The 17874-nt window shown below is 68.2% G+C and carries 14 protein-coding genes and 1 pseudogene; 9 read left to right on the top strand and 6 right to left on the bottom strand.

All coding sequences use genetic code 11. From position 1 onward, the window contains the following. Positions 1-21: 21 nt before the first annotated feature. Together I004_RS0127870 and I004_RS36565 are read right to left on the bottom strand one after the other, a co-directional pair. A complete protein-coding gene (locus I004_RS0127870) occupies positions 22-498 on the bottom strand; it encodes a hypothetical protein (RefSeq protein WP_028438170.1) in 477 nt (158 codons plus the stop codon). Positions 499-522: 24 nt separating this feature from the next. Continuing rightward, positions 523-2049, bottom strand: a complete 1527-nt coding sequence (locus I004_RS36565) for an MDR family MFS transporter (protein ID WP_078511876.1) — start codon at positions 2047-2049, stop codon at positions 523-525. Between the two features lie 330 nt (positions 2050-2379). Between I004_RS36565 and I004_RS36560 the strand changes: the two genes are divergently transcribed. The 3 genes from I004_RS36560 to I004_RS0127850 all read left to right on the top strand — a co-directional run bounded on the left by I004_RS36560 (position 2380) and on the right by I004_RS0127850 (position 4703). Continuing rightward, positions 2380-3198 carry an NAD-dependent epimerase/dehydratase family protein gene (locus I004_RS36560; protein ID WP_051345522.1) on the top strand — a complete coding sequence of 273 codons (819 nt, stop codon included), beginning with the start codon at positions 2380-2382 and terminating at the stop codon, positions 3196-3198. 416 nt (positions 3199-3614) lie between these two features. After that, complete coding sequence (locus I004_RS37780; RefSeq protein ID WP_051345521.1) at positions 3615-4145, top strand: hypothetical protein; 531 nt, start codon at positions 3615-3617, stop codon at positions 4143-4145. Between the two features lie 264 nt (positions 4146-4409). After that, entirely contained in the window at positions 4410-4703 is a 294-nt protein-coding gene (locus tag I004_RS0127850) for a GYD domain-containing protein (protein ID WP_028438169.1), read from the top strand. A gap of 105 nt (positions 4704-4808) precedes the next feature. On the opposite strand, the gene I004_RS0127845 is transcribed toward I004_RS0127850, so the two are convergent. Together I004_RS0127845 and I004_RS0127840 are read right to left on the bottom strand one after the other, a co-directional pair. Continuing rightward, a complete protein-coding gene (locus tag I004_RS0127845) occupies positions 4809-6302 on the bottom strand; it encodes an AMP-binding protein (RefSeq protein ID WP_028438168.1) in 1494 nt (497 codons plus the stop codon). Between the two features lie 44 nt (positions 6303-6346). Beyond that, a complete protein-coding gene (locus tag I004_RS0127840; RefSeq protein WP_028438167.1) occupies positions 6347-7732 on the bottom strand; it encodes an MFS transporter in 1386 nt (461 codons plus the stop codon). A 351-nt stretch (positions 7733-8083) separates the two neighbouring features. Between I004_RS0127840 and I004_RS0127830 the strand changes: the two genes are divergently transcribed. Beyond that, positions 8084-9898, top strand: a complete 1815-nt coding sequence (locus I004_RS0127830; RefSeq protein ID WP_028438166.1) for a GAF domain-containing protein — start codon at positions 8084-8086, stop codon at positions 9896-9898. A 304-nt stretch (positions 9899-10202) separates the two neighbouring features. Here I004_RS0127830 and I004_RS0127825 read toward each other — a convergent pair whose 3' ends face one another. Next, complete coding sequence (locus tag I004_RS0127825; protein ID WP_028438165.1) at positions 10203-10391, bottom strand: hypothetical protein; 189 nt, start codon at positions 10389-10391, stop codon at positions 10203-10205. Positions 10392-10526: 135 nt separating this feature from the next. On the opposite strand from I004_RS0127825, the gene I004_RS0127820 reads away from it, so the two are divergent. The 4 genes and pseudogenes from I004_RS0127820 to I004_RS38665 all read left to right on the top strand — a co-directional run. After that, positions 10527-11852 carry a dGTP triphosphohydrolase gene (locus I004_RS0127820; protein ID WP_051345520.1) on the top strand — a complete coding sequence of 442 codons (1326 nt, stop codon included), beginning with the start codon at positions 10527-10529 and terminating at the stop codon, positions 11850-11852. Between the two features lie 273 nt (positions 11853-12125). Continuing rightward, positions 12126-13592 carry an integrin alpha gene (locus tag I004_RS0127815; RefSeq protein ID WP_051345519.1) on the top strand — a complete coding sequence of 489 codons (1467 nt, stop codon included), beginning with the start codon at positions 12126-12128 and terminating at the stop codon, positions 13590-13592. A 343-nt stretch (positions 13593-13935) separates the two neighbouring features. Further along, positions 13936-14439, top strand: a complete 504-nt coding sequence (locus I004_RS0127810; protein ID WP_028438162.1) for a roadblock/LC7 domain-containing protein — start codon at positions 13936-13938, stop codon at positions 14437-14439. Positions 14440-14710: 271 nt separating this feature from the next. After that, positions 14711-14991, top strand: a pseudogene (locus tag I004_RS38665) (DUF4246 family protein); the annotation flags it as partial. A gap of 21 nt (positions 14992-15012) precedes the next feature. Here the strand turns inward: I004_RS38665 and I004_RS0127800 are convergent. Continuing rightward, positions 15013-16635: a protein kinase domain-containing protein gene (locus I004_RS0127800; RefSeq protein ID WP_486580495.1), complete on the bottom strand. Its 1623-nt coding sequence runs from the start codon at positions 16633-16635 to the stop codon at positions 15013-15015. A 719-nt stretch (positions 16636-17354) separates the two neighbouring features. On the opposite strand from I004_RS0127800, the gene I004_RS0127795 reads away from it, so the two are divergent. Continuing rightward, a partial coding sequence (locus I004_RS0127795; protein WP_037978254.1) for a hypothetical protein occupies positions 17355-17874 on the top strand: 520 nt, incomplete at its 3' end.

Below are 17874 nucleotides of genomic sequence, written 5' to 3'. Positions count from 1 at the left end.
GGGCCGTGGCACGTCCGCGGCTCACTGGACGTACAGCTGGTCCAGCTCTTGGCCGATCGCCTCGCGGAGACCGTCCTGCTCAGGGCCGAGCCGGAATCGCTCGTCGCTCCACCGGTCTCCGGGGTAGAGCCAGACGGGCACCCCCACCAACTCGCTTGGTTCCCAGTCGAATCGCGGCCAGACATGTGCGTGCAGGAAGCCGTCGGTGTTGCCCAGGATCTCCAGGTTGACTCGCCGGAACGCCGGATCCGTGCGCCGGCACGCTCGCTCGATGGCTTCGCCGAGGTTGTCCATGTCGGACAGGAAGGTCAGACGCTTCTGCCTCGGCAGGTCCGAGAGCCGTTCAACGGCTGGGTCGTCCACCAGGAGAACCGAGTACCCCGGTAGGAACTGGACGTCGCCGATCACCGCGAATCCTGCCGTAAGGCGCCGCAGGACCGTGGGGTTCTCACCCCGAAGAGCGCTGCCGATCCGGTCTTTTCGCCAGTCCTCAGTCATTGCCCGGAACCTGTCGGCGGCCCATCAGGCACCCTCATCGGCCTTCACCGTCGTTACACCCTGCTCCTGGACGGCAGCCTTATCGGCGGGAGGGACCGTTTCGGCGCTGCCGTGGTCCTCGGTGCCGGCGCCCGGGACGCGGTGAGGCAGCTTTACCGCGAGGAAGATCGTCACCAGGGCGAAGGCAGTCGCGACGCCGAAGGCCAGCTTCATCCCGCTCACCTGCGCCGGCACGGCGGCGACGCCGTCGGCGACCAGGTGGCTGGTGCGAGCGGACATCAAAGTCACCACAAGCGCGGTCCCGAACGCCGCGGCGACCTGCTGCAGCGTGCCGAGCATGGAGCTGCCGTGCGAGTACAGGTGCGGGGGAAGTCCGCCCAGGCCAAGCGTGAAGACCGGGGTGAACGTCGCCGCCAGGCTCACCATCAGCAGCGCGTGCAGCCCCAGCACCTGCCAGTACGGCATCGTCATCGAGACCTGGGTGAACCCGGCGAGGGCGAGCAGCATGGCGACCGAGCCCGGCAGAACCAGCGGCCGGCTGCCGAATCGGTCGAAGAGCTTTCCGACGGTCGGCCCCAGGAGTCCCATGGCCAGACCGCCCGGCATGACCAGCATGCCGGTCTCCAGCGGGGTCAGCCCGCGCAGGTTCTGCAGGTACAGCGGCAACAGGATCATCGATCCGAGCATCGCCATGAACCCGATGGACATGAGGACCAGGGACAGGGTGTACGTGCGGTGCCCGAGGATGCGCAGGTCCATCAGAGGCGTACCGGTCCGTTGCAGCTTGAGCTGGCGGATCACGAAGACCGCGATCGTCGCGGCCCCGGCGCTGACGATGCCGATGCCGAGCCCGACTCTGCCGTCGCTGTCACCGAAGAGGCTCAGGCCGTACACCAGGCCGCCGAAGCCGAGTGCCGCCACGCCCACGCTGAGCCAGTCGATGGAGCTCACCTGCGGGTCGCTGATGTTCTCCACCTTGCGCAGACCGAAGAAGGTCACCAGAGCCGCGATCGGCAGGACGACCAGGAACAGCATCCGCCAGGAGCCGACCTGCAGGATCAGCCCGGACACGGCGGGGCCGAGCGCGGGCGCCACCGAGATCGCCAGGGTGACGTTGCCCATCACCCGGCCGCGGTCCTGCTCCGGCACCACGATCATCAATGAGGTCATCAGCAGGGGCATCATCACGGCTGTGCCCGCGGCCTGCACGATCCGGCCCAGCAGCAGCACCTCGAAGGACGGCGCGGCGGCCGACAGGGCGGTACCCGCGAGGAACACGCCCATCGCTATCGCGTAGGCCTGGCGCGTGGTGACCCGTTGCAGGAACCAGCCGGTGATCGGAATCACACCGGCCATGGTGAGCATGAACGCGGTGGTCAACCACTGCGCCGACTGTTCGGTGATGTGCAACGAATCCATCAGTCGCGGAATCGCGTTGATCATGATGGTCTCGTTGAGGATCACCACGAACGTGGCCAGTACCAGCAGCCGCACCACCGTCGGTGTGCGGCCCGCCCGCACGGCCGGTCTTTCCTGGATCGCAGCTGACATGGAAGCACCTCGTCGTGGTTCAGGTCACAGTCGTTTCGCGGCCAGGGGCCGTCGGTACGAACGTGGTTGTGGACACCGGTGAAGACCGGCATGCCTGGCAGAACTCATCGGTCAGCCTGAGTGTTCCGCATCGCTGCGCGGATCTCCTCCGAATTCTCGTCCGCTCGACGGGACGAGACCCACGCCTCAGAGCCACCGGTTGTCCGCGGCCGACAAGGAACTGTGGCTGGCTGAAGCTGCCGGCATCGGAACGGGCGCCAGGGAAGGCCGAGTTGGCGAAAAGCCGGTTGAACGGGCAAGAGGTGGGGCCTGAGCCCCTAGTCTGCCCGCATGCGCGTGTGGGTGAGCGGGGCGCGTGGCAGGCTCGGTGCCGAGGTCTGCCGGCAGTTGTCGGCCGCAGGTCATGACGTCGTCGAGGCCGATGTCGCGGGTGGGGCGGGCGGTTCGGTCGATCTGCTCGACCGGCACGCGGTGGCCCGGTCCCTGGAATCGGCCGACGCGATCATCCACTGCGCCGGGATCCCGAGTCCGGAAGGGGTCGTGCCTGCGGATCTGGTGCATGCCAACACCATGTCCACCTTCAATGCGTTGGAGGAAGCGTGGACCGCCGGGGTCCGCACGGCGGTTCTGGCTTCGAGCGGGTCGATCTACGGGACGGCGTGGTCACCGGAGCCGCTGACGCAGCCCTACGTCCCCGTGGACGAGGACAGTCCCCTGCAGTACGTCGACCCTTACGCGTTGACCAAGGACTTCATGGAACGGATGGGTCAGATGTACGCCCGCCGCGGCATGACCGTGACCGCTCTGCGCTTCCACTGGATCCTCACCCGTGCCGAGGTGCGCCGACTCGTCGACGGCATCTCGGAGGAGGAAGGAGCGCGGAATCTCTGGGGCTACGTCGACCTTGAGGACGCTGCCCGTGCCTGCCTGCTCGCCCTGGAGCCACGGGACGGGTACGACGCGTACCAGACCCTGCTCATCACCGCGAACGACACCCTCGTCACGCGCCCGACCGAACAGCTCCTCGCCGAGTACAGCCCCGGCACCGGGCTGCGGGCACCCGTCACCGGTCACGCTGGAGGCTTCGACTGCTCTCGCGCCCAACGCGTGATCGGTTGGTCGCCGCGCTCGCGTCGGCGAGACACATAGCGGACGGCGGCGCGCCTGTTCAGTCTGCGCTCACGGCTCTGGAGCCGGGCTGTGGAGAGAGCCGGCCGCGCTGCCCATCCGGGGTAGTTCAAGGGCCCGCGCGGGTGATAACTCAGATTTTCTGATATCGAATACAGCACTCGCGGAATTTGTCAAATCAGAAACAGGTCGCTGCGCCCCATCGGTTGGGGGTCGTCAACCAATCCCGAGTGACTCCCAAAGATCTGTTCGCCGGGAAATCTCATACATGAGGTTCGTGCCGAAGGCGGCCTGGAAGCAAGCCACCCTCGCCTTTTCTGGGTGACATTCGCACTCGATAGAGCAGGAGCGCAGGAATGGGATTCGACGTCAGGACTCCACGACGCTTCAATGGCCGGTCCAAGCGCATCACTTGGGCCGCAAGAGGTGTTTCGACAGTGGCCGGAACCTTGATCACCGGCCTTCTCATCGCTTCGCCCGCGGCCGCCCAGGGAAGCACTCCCGCCGACTCCGCTGCGGACTCGGTGAAATCAGCCGGCCCGGTGAAGCCGGTCCCGCCGAACTCGGCGAACTCGGCGAACACGAAGACCTCGAATGCCGCGAAGACGCCCGCCAAGGGGCTCAGCGGGCAGGAAAAGAGGAAGCACCAGAAGGTCGTGCGGGCCGTCGTGAGGGACAACGCGAGCCTCGTAAGGGGCCAGAGCTTCGGTGCCGCGTCGGCCACCAGGGTCAACCAGCTCATCGGTACCTACCAGGTCTGCTTCAAGGTGCCGATCACGAACGGCACCTACGTCGCGAGCATCGGGCTTCCCGGCAACGTGGGGGACTCGGATCCCGGTGAGATCACCGTCGTGGGCCGCGCCGACACCAGGAACTGTCTGTTCATTCAGACGTACAACTCGGACGGAGTGCTGGCGGACCGCGGCTTCCACGTCGTTGCGTCGTACACCGAAGAGCGACGCCGGTAACGGTCGATCACCGGAAACCGGCTGTGGTCATATCGAGCCCACAACAGCAAAAACGGCCCCCTGCGCCAAGGGGGCCGTTTTTGCGTGCCGGGGACGGATCGGCCCCGCGTTCCTCCGTCGTGTCGGACGGTTTCCGTTCCGACTTTTCTGATCAACCATCTGTGGCCGCCCGTATTCCTCGTTCGGGCGCGTACCTCATGCAGGCTCGAGTTCCGACGGCCAGGATTGTCCTCGTGATGTGTTCCCTCGCGAAAGGGAAAGTGCATGCCGAAGTTTGTCACTTTGCTGAACTGGACCGACCAAGGGATCGGGAATTACAAGGACACCGCGAAGAGGGCGGAGGCATTCGGCGCAGCAGCACAGAAGCTCGGGGCGAAGCTCCTGGACATCTACTGGACCGTCGGCCCGTACGACCTCGTGGCCGTCGTCGAGGCTCCCGACGACGAAACGGCCACCGCGTTGTTCCTGCAGCTCGGCGGAGTGGGCAACGTCCGTACGACGACTCTGCGGGCCTTTGGGCGTGAAGAAATGGAACGCATCATCGGCAAGGTCGGCTGACGGCCTCCCTTCGCTCCAAGTGAGCCTCCGGATCTGTGACCTGGGCCTTGGTAGTGGAGCGGTCCGAGTCGGCGCCGGCCCGCTGAGGGAGCCGGCGCCGGCCGGTCAGCGCGCCGCCCCGGCGTCGGCCAGGCGCTCGGCTCGTAGCGCGGAGCGCCTCACCTTGCCTGCCGCGCTGCGCAGCGGGGTGTCGACGAGCTCGACCGACCTGGGCCGCTTGTGGGGCGACAACCTGGTGGTGAGGAAGGAGTTGATCTCCTCGGCCGTGGTCGTGCCCCCTGGTTCGATCTGCACGATGGCGTGGATCCGGTTGCCGCGGTCGGCGTCCGGCAGCCCGATGACCGCACTGGACAGGACGTCGGGGTGCTCGGCGAGTGCACTCTCGATCTCGGCGGGATAGACGTTGACGCCGCCGACCAGAAGCATGTCCGAGCGGCGGTCGTGCAGGTAGAGGTAACCGTCCTCGTCGAACTCGCCGATGTCGCCGAGGGTCGACCATCCGTCGATCTCCTTCAGCTCGGCACCGATGTAGCGGAAGGTGGGCGGGTTGCCCGGAACGACACGCATGAAGACCTCACCGGTGACTCCGGGCTCGGTGACGGGCGTGCCGTCGAGCGCCACGATCTTGATTTCACCCCAGGTCACGCTGCCCACCGAGCCGCGGTGCCGGAGCCATTCCGTGCCCGAGATGGTGCACCCGGCCTGGGCCTCGGTTCCGGCGTAGAGCTCCCAGATCTTCTCCGCCCCCAGCCAGTCGATCCACGCCTGCTTGATCGCGGGCGGACACGGTTCCGCGCAGTGCCAGACCGACACCAGCGAGGAGAGGTCGTAGCTTTCCCGGGTCTGCTCGGGCAGCGCCAGGATGCGACGCATCATGGTCGGCACCAGGTACACCCAGGTGATCGCGTGCCGATCGATCTCGGCCAGTACCCGCTCGGCGTCGAACTTGCCCAGGAGGGTGACCGTGCCGCCGTTGTAGAGGGTCGTCATGGCCGTCGAGAACGGCGCGTTGTGGTGGACCGGCGCCGTGATGAGTGCCTGCTCACCGCTCCTCAAGCCCCAGGCCTCCGTATCGAAGGCGTTGAACGTACCTGGCGAACCCGAAAGGATGATCTTCGGCCTGCCGGTGGATCCTCCCGAGGTCGGCGCCTTCCACGACGGACCGATCTCCGTTGCGAACTCCGCGACCGCGCCGCCGACTTGGCGCAGCCTCGCGACGGTCGTGGACCGGAATCGGCCGTCACCCAGTGGCACACCGTCCTCGAGACCGACCACGGCCGCGGGATCGGACAGCTCGAGGATCGCCCGCTCCTCGGCGGGTGCGAGAGCGGTCGAGAGCGGCTGCGGGAGGGCGCCGATCTTGAGACAGGCGAAGGCCGCCACCACGACGTCCAGGCCGTTCGGCAACATCAGCGCGACGATGCGTCCCCGCTCGACACCGGACAGCTTGAGACCGTGCGCGACGGAATTGCTCGCCCGGTACAGCTGTCCCCAGGTCAGCTCCTCGTCGTCCGCGCGCACCGCGACGGCGTCCGGGCGTTCGGCCGCATACGTCCCGGGGATGTCGCCGAGTGGGAATCCAACTTCCGGAGTGAACATGTGCAGTCCCTCTTCATCGTTCGTGGTGTGGGCCAGCCGACCGGTCAGCGGTAGAGGTGCGCTCCGGGAAGGGCGTCGGGGTCCCGGCGCACCTCCACAGGGTTCGTCTCGGGCAGGAACCAGGCGCTGACGAAGGTGATGAGGCCCATGAGAGCGATGTAGACCGCGACCAGAGTGGTCGTCCCGGTCTCCGCGATGACGGCGGTCATCAGGATCGGTGTGCCGCCGCTGACGACGATGGCCGAGAGCTGGTAGGCGAGGGAGGCGCCGGAGTACCGGACGTTCGGCGCGAAGAGCTCACCGAGGAAGGCGGCCGCCGGGCCGTAGGTCAGTCCCTGGAAGAGGAACCCGACGGCGACCGCGACGAAGATCAACGGTGCCGACTTCGTCCCCACCAGCGCGAAGTAGGGGAACGCCCAGGCTGCTACGCCGAGTCCGCCCACGAGGATCAAGATCCGTCGGCCGAACTTGTCCGACAGGTGTCCCGAGATGGGGAGGACCACCGTCATCAGCGCGGAGCTCAGCAGGGTGACCATCAGCAGCGAGTTCCGCTCCATGTGGAGCGTGGTCGTGCCGTAGCTCAGCAGGCCGGTGATGCTGACGTAGAAGAGGCTGTTCGTGGCCGAAAGGGTGCCGCAGCCGAGAAGGATGCGGCCCCAGTTCCGGCGTACGGCCTCGTTCAGGGGTGCCCGCACCACGGTCGCCTGCTGCTTCCGCGCCGCCTCGTCCTGCAGCTTCCGGAAGTCCGGGGTGTCCTCGACCTTCGTCTGAATGTAGAGAACAACGGGGAACATCACGGCGCTGAGCAGGAACGGGATGCGCCAGCCCCAGCTCAGGAAGGCATCGCTCGGCACGAGGGTGCTGGCCGCGATGAGGACCAGGTTGGCGATGATGACGGCTACCGGGACGCTCGTCTGACCGAAAGTGCCCGCGAACCCGCGACGTTTCGGAGCGGCCGACTCCGTGAGGAGAAGCGCGATTCCGCCCCACTGGCCGCCCGCCGCGATCCCCTGGAGGAAGCGCAGCACCACCAGCAGGGTCGGAGCGAGTACGCCGATGGTCGCGGCGCTCGGCAGGCAGCCGATGAGGAAGGTCGCGGCCGTCATTCCGACGAGGCAGACCACGACCGTGGGCTTGCGGCCGTACTTGTCACCGAAGTGACCCGCGAGGAGCCCGCCGAGGGGCCTGGCCACGAAACCGGCCCAGAACGTGCTGAAGGACAGCAAGGTGCCCATGAGGGGGGACGAGTCGGGAAAGAAGACGTGCGGGAAGGCCAGTGCCGCCGCCATGCCGTACAGGAAGAAGTCGTACCACTCGATCGAGCTGCCGATCAGCCCGGCGGCGAGGAGTTTCCGGGAGGCGCGACGCTCGGCAGCCGGGGCGGGAGCAGCGCCGCCGCCGTCGACGTGCGCTTGCGCGGATGAAGTCATGCGGTGTCCCTAGGAGTTGGGGAGGAGTTGATGGGCGGACGTCGGCCGGCCGGCCTCTTCGGGTATCGAGCGGCCGTTACCGGCGGAGGAGCGGACGTGGGATCGCCAGGGGTCCGCCCGCGGAGCCGGTGACCATCGCGAATTCGTCGCGGGAACCGAACTCCGCCTGGCCCGCCTCTCCCTCGTACGTCGTCACTGCCCGTGTGACAGGCGCCTGCGACGCGCATCACGACCGTGTGGCGTGGGGTGAGACTAGGGCCGCGGAAGCGCTCCATGAGATGGAAAGTGGATACACTCCTGGCGACCCCAAGGTGTATGAATATTCCACTCCGGTCCTTCGTGGGGGCATCGATGGCACGCATGGAATCCGGCGCGCGGGGCGCCACCGACAACGACGAGCTGGCTTCGTACCGGCTGCGGCGCGAGCGTGAGCTCAGCAGCCTGTACGCGACGGCCCGGTCGCTGGCCGCCCTCGGCGAGGTCGACGAGGTCCTCCCGTCGATCGTCAGACACGCACACGAGTTGATCGGCAGCGACTTCGCCTACCTCTCACTCCTGGACGCGGAGGGGAACCTCACCCTCAGCGCGTCGGCAGGCACCATCTCGCCGGAGTTCTCCTCGGCGCGCATGCCTCCGGGGGCCGGTCTGGGCGGGCGAGTGATCGAGTCCAAGGCCCCCTTCTGGGTCAGCAACTACCGTGAGGCCCGCACCCTCCGCCACAACGCCACGTTCGACCAGCTCGTGGCCGGCGAGGGGCTCATGGCCCTGCTCGGCGTACCCCTGCTGGTGGGCGAGCGCGCGGTGGGAGTCCTCTTCGCCGCCGACCGCACCGAACGACCCTTCGAGAACGACGAGGTCGCCCTCTTCAGCGCCTTCGCCGACCACGCCGCGATCGCACTCAACAACGCGCGGCTCTACGAGGAGAGCCGTGTCTCGGTGCAGCGGCTCCAGGAGGCGAACCGCACGATCGAGGACCAGGTCACCACGATGGAGCGGGCGGCGGCCGTTCACGAGGCACTCACTCACGTGGTGCTGACGGGTGGCGGGCCCGGGGACCTGGCGCAGGTGCTGGTCGAGCACCTGCAGGGCATGGTGACCGTCCTGGACCGGGACGACAGAGTCGTCGCCAGCCGCTCCTCCGGAGGAGACGTGGTGGAGACCGGCCGGGAACCGGCACCGGAGCTGCTAGAGGCGGCGCGCAGGACCGGGCGGTGCGCCACCGCGCAGGGTGACGACGGGGCCGTCCGCAGCGTGGCGGTCATCCAGGCCGGCGGCAGCCACCTCGGTTCACTGTCCCTGACGCGTCACGCTGCGCCGGAGCCGCCGGACATCCGCATGCTCGAGCGCTCGGCCCAGATCATGGGCCTATTGATCCTCATGCGTGATGCCCGCGTCGAGGCAGAGGAGCGGGTCCGTGGCGAGCTGCTCTTGGAACTGCTGTCACGCCCGCCGCTCCACCCTGCTCAGCGCGACAGGGCAATCGCCCGTGGAGTCGAGGTCGATCACCTCAATGTCCTCGTGGTGGCCGACAGCCCCGGGAAGTCCACGAGCGACGTCGTGCGGCAGCTGAATGCCCTCTCGCCCGAGTGGTCCGGACTGGCGGGCGAGTACCTCGGCCGGGCCACGATGCTGTTGCGCGCCGACGACGTGGACGACGTGGCCGGCGCGATCCACCACCGACTGCGGCACACGCTCGGCACGCCCGTACTCGTGGTTGCCGACCGCATCCAGGGGCAGGAGCGGTCCCGCTCGTTCACGCTGACACAGCGCTGCCTCGAGGTGATGCGCTCCCTGGGAGAGACCGACCGGGGCTCGACCACCCAGCAGCACGCGATGTACGCACTCGTCTTCGACCCTGAACGCTCGCACGACCTGGACCGGTTCCTCACCGACTCCCTCGGGCCGCTCCTGGAGTACGACCAGCGGCGCTCGACCGACCTGGTCACCACGACGGCCGCCTACTTCGCCAACTCCGGGAACCTGAGCCGGACCGCGCGCTCCCTGCACGTGCACATGAACACCTTGCTCAAGCGCCTGGACCGGATCGGGGCCCTGCTCGGCGACGACTGGCGCTCCCCGGACTCCGCCCTGCGTCTCCACCTGGCGGTCCGCCTCCGTGAATTGCGGGTGGCGTTCGAAGGGAGCGGCTCCGGCGCCGTGGGTTGAGTCGGAGCAACGGAGACGAACTTGCTTCGCAGCTCTTCGCGTCCACCGGCAAGGCGACAACCGCGACGTCCCGAGGCCAGTCACTGTCAGCGCCGCCAACGGAGGCCCGTCGGGGTCCGGTTGAGCCAGCCCCGAGCCGGCCTCGTGAGCAGCCTGTCCGCCGCCATCGACCGTCATTCCCACGACGTCGGGAACAACAACCAGGTCGGCGGTCCGGTCCCTGTCCATCCGTGAAGTATCCCGGCGCGGGCAACAGCCGGCCAAGGCGTTCTCGGCGATGACCGGACCTTCCACGGCCCGGACGTCACGCCTCGTCGCGGCGCTCATTTCCGGCGTTGATCGCGGCAGCGAGCGCCAGCAGTGCTTCGACTTGAGCGACGCCGACGATGTGATCGCCCGTCAGGCCGCGGATGCTGCCTCTCAACTCCTTGTCCCCCTTCAAGGCAGCGATCAGCTCCTCGGCCTTGTGCACGTGCGTTGCGTAGTCGGCCATTGCGCCCTTTCCCTCGTGTTGGCCGCACCGTAACGGGTCCTCGCAGGTCGGTGGAACGGTCGGCCGGTGCCGGCCTCGGCCCGAGTCGGCGCATGATCAGCTGAATGCCCTTGAGTACGGCACTACCATCCCGGCATGCGACCGACTCACTACAGCGACGACGACCTGGAACAGCACTCCCTGCGCCGACGGGTCGCGGACGACGGACAGCGCTCGGGATTCGAGCACGACGTGGACCGGATCCTGTACTCCACGCAGTGGCGCGCCCTCGCGGGTAAGAGCCAGGTCGTCGCCAGCGGTGAACTCGGCGCCTATCACACCAGGCTGACCCACTCGATGAAGGTCGCCCAGCTGGGCCGGCGGATGGCCGAGCGCCTGGAGCGCCGCTACGGCGGCCCGAACCCGGCGCTGGTCGAGGCGGCCTGCATGGCCCACGACATCGGACACCCGCCCTTCGGCCACGCCGGCGAGACCGCGCTGCGGGCGACGATGGACGAACTCCACTTTGCGGGCGGTGTGCTCGACAGCTTCGAGGGCAACGCCCAGACCCTGCACATCCTCACGTTCCTCGCTGCCCACAAGTACCCCGGGCACCGCGGGCTGCACCTGACCCGGGCCTGCCTGGACGCCGCGACGAAGTACCCCTGGGAACGCGCTCCGCGCGACGGCGATCCCGCGCGCCACACCAAGTGGGGTGTCTACGCGGTCGACCGCCAGGCATTCGCGTGGGTGAGGGCGGGCCGCAGCGACGACGCGGTGCCGGTGGAGGAGCAGTTGATGGACTGGGCCGACGACGTCACATACGCCTGCCACGACGTGGAGGACTTCTACCGCACCGGGTTGATCCCGCTGGCCGCGCTCCTCCCGCCCCCGGGAGCCGCGGGCGGCGACACCGAGCGTGAGACGCAACGCTTCCTGGACTACGTGGAAGCCAAGCGCCGCCGCGCCGGTGACGCCTTCGACCGGGACGGGGCGCTGCACCTGCTGGCCGACATCGCCAAAGCGCTGTCGGTCCCGGGTCCGTACGCCGGCCGCCATGACGACGATGTCGCCGTCAACGCCCGGACCGCCAACTTGATCGACCACTTCACCCGCGACATAGAGCTGGCGGTCGAAGGCCCGGCAGCGATCCGCTACGGCGCCAGGCTCGTCGTCCCAGCCGAACGCCGGGCCGCTTGCGACCTGCTCAAGGAACTGGTCTGGTGCTACGTCATCGACCGCCCGGCACTCGCCACCCAACAGCACGGAAAGCAGCGCATCGTCTCGGAACTGCTCCGCTGGACCTACGAATCCCCCCGTCTGCTGCCCACCGACAGGGCCGAGGAACTCGACCTCCACGGCGACCCTCTGCGTGCCGCGGCCGACCACGTCGCATCCCTGACCGAGGACCAGGCCATGACCCTGCACCGCCGCCTGTCCGGCACCAGCCTGGGATCCGTGAGCGACGCAATGTGGCTGTGACGGCCACGGAGGTGCGGTCGACAGCACCTTCCCGGAGCCGTCGCCGGCACGGCGATCGCGTCCCAAAGGAGTCAGTGGTCACGACCACGGACTTCCGGGGCAGGGCCGGCCCGGCGACGACCGCGTCGTGGTCCCGGGCGCACGCAACATCGAGGCCGCGCCCGCCCAACGTTGAACCCGGCGCCAACCACCGGTGAACTCCGTACAACCAGCTACGCCCTTCGACGGTCACACCTGACAACCCCCCACACCGTCGACCGAGGGGGAGTCTCCGTGTCACACAGCCGCCGCATCCTGACGTATGCCGTCGCAGCCGCCGTTGCGGCCACCGCCGGGTTCGTGTTGCCGTCCGGCGCCACCGCTGCCGCACCCGGTACCACGCCGAGCGACTTCAACGGCGACGGCTACGTGGACGTCGCCGTCGGCGTCCCGGACGGGACCGTCGGCGGCAAGGCCAAGGCCGGGTACGTGAACGTCGTCCTGGGCGGCCCGAAGGGCGACGGCGCGCACGGAAGCATCCGTGTCACCCAGGCCACTTCCGAGGTTCCCGGCACCCCGGAGGCGGGCGACCGCTTCGGCGCATCCGTGGCCCTGGTGGACCTCAACGGCGACGGCATCGCGGAACTGCTCGCCGGTGCCCCCGGTGAGGACGTCACCGACCGCGGTACGGACGCAGGCATGGTCACCGTCGTAGGCGGCTCGACGGACGGGCCCGGACCGGGCTCGACGACCATGACCGGGCCGTCGCCGTCGGCCGCGTACGGCAAGTCGGTCGTGGCGGCCGAGATGACCGGCGACGACAACAAGGAGATCGTGGTGGGCGGCACGGACAAGGTCGTCGCCCGTGTCATCCAGGGTGAGGACAGCATGATCACGACCGTCGTCACCGACCACATGGGCGACCGTGCCCCCGTCCTGACCACCGGCGACTTCGACAGCGACGGCACGGCGGACCTGGCCGTGGGGTACTGGACCGTGGACGAGCCCTTCACGCAGTCCCACGTGCGCCTGTGGAAGTGGGACGCCGAACAGTCCGAGATGGCCAACTTCTGGAACACGGACAATGCCGGCGTGACCGCCCTGGCCGCCGGCGACTTCGACGGCGACGGCAACGACGACCTGGCCCTCGGCGAGTGCCGTGAGATCGCCGACGAGAACATCGACGACCCCTGCGGCCCCGAGAACGTCGCCAAGGGAGGCAGCGTCCACGTCCACTACGGAAGCGCGAACGGCTCGTTCGGCAGCCCCGCCGAGACCCTCAACCAGGACACGGCGGGCGTCCCGGGCGTGGCCGAGAACGGCGACCGCTTCGGCGCCGCCCTCGCCGTCGCCGACGTGAACCGTGATGGCCGCGACGACCTGATCGCGGGCGCTCCCGGTGAGGCCATCGGAAGCAGAGCGGGGGCGGGCGCCGCCTGGCTGCTCCGCGGCGGCGCTCTGGGGCTGCTCGACACCAACGGCGCTGCCACATCCGTGACGTGGAACCAGGACACGTCCGGCGTCCCGGGCGTGGCCGAGGCGGGCGACGCCTTCGGCGCGGCGGTCGCCTCGGGTGACGGCAACGGCGACGGTGTACCGGACGTCGCGGTCGGATCCCCTGGCGAGAACGCCTCCCTTGGCGCCGTATGGCGCCTCCCCCAAGGCTCGGCCGCCGGCTCTGCGGCCTTCTCGCCCCGCACGCTCGGCCTCCCGTACCTGTCCACGGCTCACAAGTACGGCAAGCCGCTGAACCTCCGCTGAGTGCGCCCCGCGGGGGTTGAGCCTGCCCTCCGAAGAAGCCCCGGGCCTCTGGTCCGGGGCTTTGTGCCGGGCGAGCCGGCACAGCGGGGATTCTGGTGCGCCGTCATCGTTTCGCTCAACTGGAACCGATCTTCACGTCGTTGGCGTCTCGTCAGAGTGCGGAACCAAGAATTCCGGATGTTGTCGGTCATGTTGGCGGAAGGGGCGGGTTCGGAGGTCCCCACACTCAGGGCCGGCTCAGCCCCGGCGGGCGTTGGCCCGGCCCGGGGCACTTCGCGGACAGCCGCACGACTGAAACCAGTGGGCACATGGCGATCGAGAACCCAAGAGGAGGAGCGGGTCGTTGAACTCGTACACCAACTCCGGCCAAGCCGACGGCGCTGCGGGCCAGGCGAGCAAGAACGCCTGTGATCTGCACTGGCTGTTGAGCCACCTGGCCGACGGGGTGCCGGGCATCCTGTCCGTGGTTGTTGTCGCGTCGGACGGGATGGCGTTGCTGGCCTCCGACTCCGGTGACGCGGACGTCCCGCCCGGCGACGAACGTCGGGCGAACCGGAAACTCTCCACAGACCTGGGCGCCATCGTTGCCGGCCTCGGGGCTCTCACCGACGGCGCTGCCGAGTTGGTGAACGGCGGCACCGTCAGGCAAACCGTGATCACCATGGCCGAAGGCAGCCTCTTCGTGATGTCCATCAGCGACGGTTCGCTGCTCGGGGCCTTTGCGAGTCCGGAATCCGACCCCGGAATGATCGGCTACCAGATGGCTCGGTTCGTCGGGAGGGCCGGCCACGCGCTCACACCAGAGCTGCGTGATGAATTGCGCCAGCGCATGCAGGGGGATCACTGAACTCCAGGTGCGCCATCAGGGGCGTTCCGATGGGTGATGGGACCGCTGGCCGGCTGATTGGCGCAACAACGTCGGCTGATGGACGCGTCGCACACTGGCCAGCGGCACCATCCAGCCGCTGAGCGATCCCCCAGCTCAGCGACATGTGCCGCCCACACTAGGTTGGCGGCTCGCTCCCGCACTTCTGTGTACATGCAGAGAAAGTTTCCCCAGTACGCATCGCCTGGAGTGCTGCGCTGCCCGAACTGACGACCGGAAGCCGGGCCGTGCCAGCGGGGCACCCGAGCGGGCTTGGCGGAACCCGACGGACCGCTACTCGAAATACGAGTTCTCGGAGAAGTTCCAGTGGCTGCCCACGGACGTCGACGTCAGTGACGACGGCGAGGTCGCCTTCCGTTCGTACGTCAACAACGTCCACCCCGAGAAACATCGCGAACCAGCCTCCGTCCTGCCGGACTTGCTCGCGCGCATGCGCCCGCTGCTGGAGAACGTGCCACCGATCTGCGCCATCCGCGGCCCCTGCGGATCGAGGCCGATCCTTACGGGTGGTACACCGGAGCCGGGTTGTCGTACTCACTTCGCCAGAATCTTGATCTGGTCGGGGGAGAGCGCCTTGTTGAAGACTTGGACGTCTTTGATGCTGCCGGGAAACCAATCGGTGGCTTTTCCGTCGGCACCACGGGCGCGGCCGATGAACAGCTTGTCGGCGGGGGTGCCGACGGCGGGAGTGGCCGCCTTGTGGGACCGCTGCTCGACCCCGTTGACGTAGAGGTGCAACTCGTCGCCCTTACGCACGCCGACGAGGTGGGTCCAGGTCGAGATCTCGGGATGGTCGCGGGACGTCGCACCGCCATCCCTGTCTGCGAAGGCCCAGCGGCCGGCTGCGGGCGAATATCGCAGAAAGAAGTTGTTGGTGTCGCCGGCGGACTGGCTGACAGCGGTGGCGGACGAGCCGAGTGTCTTGCTGAGGTACACCCACGCGGAGACGCTGAATTCCTTGCCCGGCCCGGTACTGACAACCCTGTCCGGGATGACGATGTCACTCCGGCCGTCGAACAGCGGGGCCCCACCGTCCCCTTCTCCCCAGCGCACCCCGTACACCTTTCCGTCGTTGCCGCCGATGCTGTCGGCCTCCTTTGACCGTTCGTCGAGCGGCCAGGCCCCGATCGGTTCGGGCCCCTGCTCGCGAGTGAGGTAGAGGCCGGTGGGGATACCAGCGGCGACGACGAGGCCAAAGGCGGAAAGCAGTGCGGCGCGGCGAGTGGGGCCGCGTCGCGGCTCCGGACCTGGCTTGGCCGGGGGCGTTGTAGTCGCCGGAGCATCGAGGGAGGACTCAGGGGTGTTTCTGGTGACGGTGTCGGCGTCTGCTACCGCCTGATCGGAGATGCGGACGCGGTTGGCGGCGGGCAGCCAGGCCTCGTTGTCGAGGAGTGTCGTGAGTCCCGGGGCGAAGCCGGCGCGTATGAGGATGTCCTTGGGGGCGGGGCGCTCTTCGGGGGTCTTGGCCAGGCAGTCGGCGATGAGACTGCGCAGGTCGGGTGGACTGACGGCTTCGAGGTCGGGTTCCGTGTAGACGGCTCGGTAGCCCATCGCGTGGGCCGGGCCTTCCCCGAACGGATTGATGCCGGTCGCCGCAAAGGCCAGAACCGTGCCAAGGGAGAAGACGTCGCTGGCCGGGGTGATCTCTGCGCCGTTGACCTGTTCGGGAGACATGAAGCCCGGGGAGCCGATCATCATGCCCGTTCTGGTGATCCTGCTGGCCTCGTTGATACGCGCGATACCGAAGTCGATGACCCGCGGTCCGTCCTCGGCGAGCAGCACGTTGGAGGGCTTGAGATCGCGGTGCACAAGGCCCGCGTCGTGGATCGAGGTCAGGGCCTCGGCCAGTGCCGCCGCAAGGGCCAGCACCGTCGCCGGAGGGAACGGCCCGAGGTCGGAAACGGCTTGCCGCAGTGATGGTCCGGGAACATAGCTGGTCACCAGCCACGGGGTAGGCGCGTAGGGGTCCGAATCGACCACCGGGGCGGTGTATGCCCCGCTCACCAGCCGGTTGGCCAGAACCTCCCGGCGGAACCGGGAGTGGAACTCCGACTGCTGAACCAGCTCGGGATGCACCACCTTGACCGCGACCCGCCGCCCACCTGGGGACATCCCGAGGAAGACCTGGCCCATGCCGCCTGCGCCCAGGCGGCTCAATAACCGGTAATCGCCAACGGAACGTGGATCCCCCGGCTCCAAGGCCCTCACTGCAAAACCTCCTGGCATCGCGCGCCCCTGATCAGGCTTCCACGTCCTGACCGTACAAGCAGCCTAACGTTGGCCGTATGGCTGGTTCGAGGCGCCGAAGAGCCTGTCTGCTGCTCTCCGCTGCTCTCCAACAAGCGTTGCTGCGCTGCCTGTTCGGAGAGGTCGCGATGGAGCAGGCTGCGGACGCGTACTCCTCCGCGTGCGTCCGGTGGCGTCCGCGCGGGTCGCGCCCTGGCAGTGCCCGGCCGCCGTCGGTGACGTACCACTGGACGGACTGGCCACCACTGTCGTTCCACGCGAACCACGTCGCGCCGTCCACCCGGTAGGAAACGCTCTTCTGCGACAAGGACGCGAGATCACCCGACAGTGCCGTGGGAATCGCGGCGGGCCGCCACAGCTCCGCAAGTCCGGCAGAGGTGCGGTGGTTGCTGTACATCGCTGCTGTACTGCAGCGGCTTCGGAGTTCCCTTCGTTCCTGAGCCCTCGGGTAGTTGCGAGTCCCCGTAACGGTGCTGCGGACCTCTGTTGCTGATCGACTTCCGACGGGTCGGCGTGGGATCGACGCCGCCTGCCATGTACCTGTTGCCCGTTGACTTGTCGCAACTCTTGACGCAGCATGCTGAGACAAGAGTTGCGACATGAAGCCTCATGGTGAAGGAGGTCGGCGGATGACTGACCAGTCGGTGCGTCCGGCGGACTTGAAAGGGGCCAGCGTGTGGTTGGCCGTGCACGGCCTGACCGACGTCCGGCCGACACCGTTGCTGGCCACGCGTCTGGCAGCCCGGCGAGGTGCGCGTCTGGCCTCGAGTGTCCTGCTGGCCGCCTTCATCATCGCGGTCGCCCTCATCTACAGCTTCACCCGGCCTCCCGGTCCCACGGTTGACGGGTCCGGGGCGTACCGGCACTGGTCGCTGCTGGTCGTGACCGCCGTGGTGGGGGGCTTGGTGCTGGCTCAGTCGCTGCTGGAGCGGCGGGTGCGGCGGGTCGACCGGCGGGCCGCCGCGACGTTGCCGCGACGGGCGGCACACCCGATCCGGCCCGGCTGGCGCACCGTGCTCGGCCTGCCGCGTGCCGTGTTCGCGGTTGCCACGTTCGTGGGTGCGATGGTGCTGGGAGTCGGCGCCCTGACAGCAGAGGGTCCCACCGCGCGGTACGGAGCATTCGTCCTGCTCATCGGGCTGTGCGGGG

This window comes from Streptomyces sp. TAA486, from assembly GCF_000426165.1.
The sequence above is the reverse complement of the archived record's forward strand: the minus strand, read 5'-3'. Positions and strand labels throughout refer to the sequence as shown.

Excerpts from the sequence above, each read along its gene's own strand:
- I004_RS0127870 (WP_028438170.1), bottom strand. The coding sequence starts at position 498 with ATGACTGAGGACTGGCGAAAAGACCGGATCGGCAGCGCTCTTCGGGGT.
- I004_RS36565 (WP_078511876.1), bottom strand. The coding sequence starts at position 2,049 with ATGTCAGCTGCGATCCAGGAAAGACCGGCCGTGCGGGCGGGCCGCACA.
- I004_RS36560 (WP_051345522.1), top strand. The coding sequence starts at position 2,380 with ATGCGCGTGTGGGTGAGCGGGGCGCGTGGCAGGCTCGGTGCCGAGGTC.
- I004_RS0127850 (WP_028438169.1), top strand. The coding sequence starts at position 4,410 with ATGCCGAAGTTTGTCACTTTGCTGAACTGGACCGACCAAGGGATCGGG.
- I004_RS0127845 (WP_028438168.1), bottom strand. The coding sequence starts at position 6,302 with ATGTTCACTCCGGAAGTTGGATTCCCACTCGGCGACATCCCCGGGACG.
- I004_RS0127840 (WP_028438167.1), bottom strand. The coding sequence starts at position 7,732 with ATGACTTCATCCGCGCAAGCGCACGTCGACGGCGGCGGCGCTGCTCCC.
- I004_RS0127830 (WP_028438166.1), top strand. The coding sequence starts at position 8,084 with ATGGCACGCATGGAATCCGGCGCGCGGGGCGCCACCGACAACGACGAG.
- I004_RS0127825 (WP_028438165.1), bottom strand. The coding sequence starts at position 10,391 with ATGGCCGACTACGCAACGCACGTGCACAAGGCCGAGGAGCTGATCGCT.
- I004_RS0127820 (WP_051345520.1), top strand. The coding sequence starts at position 10,527 with ATGCGACCGACTCACTACAGCGACGACGACCTGGAACAGCACTCCCTG.